This is a genomic window from Clostridium sp. UBA5988 (assembly GCF_002435615.1).
Taxonomy (GTDB): Bacteria; Bacillota; Clostridia; order Clostridiales; family Clostridiaceae; genus Clostridium_J; species Clostridium_J sulfidigenes.
The window spans coordinates 1-3,360 of sequence record NZ_DJBA01000051.1; the positions used below are offsets into that span (position 1 = coordinate 1).

The following is a 3,360-nucleotide window of genomic DNA, read 5'->3' on the forward strand; positions in this document are numbered from 1 at the left end:
ACACAGTTAGTAAGATACTACCCATTTTTATAATACTTTTTACAATAATTTAATCTGCATTAAAGCTTTTCCAAAAGTCACATGAACTATTAAAAAACAATTAAAAGTTTATAATACATTTTACAATTCAAACACAGCATGTAAATATACAGTTGGTATTTTGAATGAAAAAAGGCTGAATTCCTTTATAGAATCAGCCTTGTATGATGTTTTAAATAATATTTTAGTTTAAAAACATTTAGATGTTTACGTTACTATATTATTATTAAAGTTTAATTACATACGTCTAACGTTAGTAGCCATAAGACCTTTTTGCCCTTGTTCTACTTTAAACGAAACTTTATCATTTTCTCTAATATCATCAATTAAATTTGATGTATGAACGAAAATTTCATTTCCTGTTTCTTTAATTGTAATGAAACCAAAACCTTTTGTATCGTTAAAAAACTTAACTGTACCTTCTTGCATAATATTTTTTTTAAAAAAGAGAATAATAAAAAATTTCTATAATTATACATAAAGGAACTATTTCTATTCTAAAAAAAGAAATAGTTTATTATTCTCAATAAATTAATCAACTTAACGCGTGATAATTAACGTGAAATACTTGAGATTAAAAATCAATTTGAAATTGAATATATTGAAAAGTATAAAGTAAAAGTAAAAAAATACACTATTTTAAGAAGTAAAAGGCTTGCTGCCAAAAAAATAAAAAAATGGTATGTCTAAAAAATTTAGTTTGTAACTAATTAATATCTTATCTCTGATATCGATACAAATGTAAAGTAAATAGTTGGATAAATAACAATTTGACAAAAAAAAAATAAAATAAAAGTCTGTTACTGCTTTACATTTTTTTGTTAGACTAATTTTATAGGAAAAATCCATTCGAATACATTTATATGATATGAATTAGCTAAGGATGTTAGTTGATAATGGCTTGAAACTTTACCGAGAATAATAGATTGACTGACTTGATATACTTCAGAACATATTTCATTTTATAGATTTTTAGGAATAATAAATTAATATGATTATAATTTATGAAATCAAAAATTATTCAATTCGATGTTGAAAATTTATTATTACTCTTATTATTTATGAAGATAATTATGTAAATAATTATAACAACTAAAAAAGCTGTAGAAATTATATGAAATGTGTTCCTATTTTAAATCGGTGCTTTTAATATACCCACTAATTATTTGTATAAAATATATCATAGTTAATTGTAAAAAATAATTTATAATAATCCTGATTTTAAATTGTATCATATAAAATAATCTTTCATTTCTAATGATGGCTTTATAGATTATCACTATATTTGAGAATATTTTATTTACATATAAGAAAATTCAAGAACTCTTATTTTTCAATTTTTTTTTCAAAGATTATTCAGTATTTTTTCTAGTCTTTCTAGACTTCTATTCAATTACCACTTTGATTTTAATGTCCAAATTTAGATGTCTAAAACTATTGAAGTTTAGTTAGATTCATCATTTTTAAATGAAAGTTTCTTATACTCTATGTATATAATATAGAACAGGACACTCATTTTTAATTCCTAATTACTACAAAAAACACTATTATCTTCTATGAAGAAAAAAATATATCTATTAGTATGGACTATCCTTATTCCAATATTTGGATGGTTAACTTATTTTGGACACAACTATTTTTCTGGAGCATTTTATTCTTTTATTTTATCTTTCTTGCTCATAGGAAGTGTACTTGCAGCTGTACAGCATTCAGAAGTCATTGCTTATAGGGTAGGAGAGCCATTTGGTACACTTCTCTTAGCATTTGCTATTACTATAATTGAAGTCGCTTTGATTATTTCAATTATGTTAGGAGCAAAAGGATTAGAAACTATTACGCTTGCTAGAGATACAGTTTATGCAGCTGTAATGATTATTATTACTGGAATTATAGGAGGATGTATCATTATAGGCTCTATAAAATTTAAAGTACAGAATTTTACGCTTCAGGGTGTAAGTACAGCATTAATTACTCTTACTTCTATTATTATTTTTGTTCTTATTCTACCCAATTATACGATTAGTCATAATGGAGGTGAATATACATCTATGCAATTAGTTTTTGTATCTATTATTAGTTTAGGCTTATACTTTGGTTTTACAATGATGCAGACTATTCGTCATCGTAGTTATTTTATATCTCCAGAGAATAAATTATCTAAAAATAATGCGTTACATAAACTTCCAATAAAACCATCACGCAAGGAAATGTACATAAGTATTTTATTTTTGATATTGTGTCTTGGTATTGTTGTGTTATTGGCAAAGTTACTGTCAAAAGATGTAGAACATATTGTAAAATGGGCAGGTGCTCCAAAATCTCTAGTAGGAGTAATAATAGCAGGAATTGTACTTCTTCCGGAATGTTTAGCAGCTTTTCGAGCAGCAAGAAATAATCAAATTCAAACATCTTTAAATTTGGCTTTTGGTTCTGCCTTAGCAAGCATTGGGCTTAGCATTCCTGTAATTGCAATAACATCTGTAGTTACAGGGATAAGAATGAGTTTAGGTATTGATACTAAATCAACTATTTTACTAGGATTGTCATTATTTATTATTACTATTTCTTTAGCAACAGGGAAAACTAATATTATGCAGGGATTTGTATTAATATCAATTTTTTTAATTTATTTATTCACTATAATAATACCTTAGAAATCATATTATTTATTAGTTTTTTCTGATGGTAAACAATTATTAGCTAGATGTTTTATGTTAAAATTTCTTAAATATATAGAAGAAGATTGGAAATGTTAATGAGTGATTTTTTATATAAAAGATAATTTTTCTTAAGTTCATTACTATATGGACACACCCAATTGATAATTTGGGGTTATTTTTAAATCAACTCTTAATTATATTTGAAAAAAGGTTCAACTGTAATACAGTCAAACCCATTTGAAATATCATAATATAAAATTCTGAATAGCTTTTAAGCGTAATTTTTTACATTTTGAATATAATTTCTCACATCGTTTATAAAATTTTTAGATAAAAAAGAACCTTCTATACATTCTTTTTTATTTTTCTCATTAAGCAATAGAATTTCTTTTAATTCATGATTCAAATTAAAAACCGCTTCTATTGCTAATAAGTTAAGTTCTACAGTATAATTAGCATCATCTATTTGAGTTTTATTTATAGCTTTACTTAAAGCAAATTGAGATTTTTGATATTCATTAATATAATATATTAAATTATCCAATTCATCATTAATTCTTCCAGTTGTCATACTTATTTTTTTAAAAGGTACACAATAATAATTAAACTCTCTACTTTATGTGTAATTATAACATAGAAATTGTAATCTTCCCTAAAAACC

3 protein-coding genes are annotated in these 3,360 nt (G+C 24.3%); 1 reads left to right on the plus strand and 2 read right to left on the minus strand.

The features are described 5' to 3' along the window. Positions 1-276: 276 nt before the first annotated feature. Complete coding sequence (locus B3J31_RS11720; RefSeq protein ID WP_135837047.1) at positions 277-468, minus strand: cold-shock protein; 192 nt, start codon at positions 466-468, stop codon at positions 277-279. 1,127 nt (positions 469-1,595) lie between these two features. Between B3J31_RS11720 and B3J31_RS11725 the strand changes: the two genes are divergently transcribed. After that, positions 1,596-2,693: an ionic transporter y4hA gene (locus B3J31_RS11725; RefSeq protein ID WP_312351711.1), complete on the plus strand. Its 1,098-nt coding sequence runs from the start codon at positions 1,596-1,598 to the stop codon at positions 2,691-2,693. Between the two features lie 277 nt (positions 2,694-2,970). On the opposite strand, the gene B3J31_RS11730 is transcribed toward B3J31_RS11725, so the two are convergent. Further along, complete coding sequence (locus tag B3J31_RS11730; RefSeq protein WP_221856567.1) at positions 2,971-3,270, minus strand: hypothetical protein; 300 nt, start codon at positions 3,268-3,270, stop codon at positions 2,971-2,973. Positions 3,271-3,360: the final 90 nt, after the last annotated feature.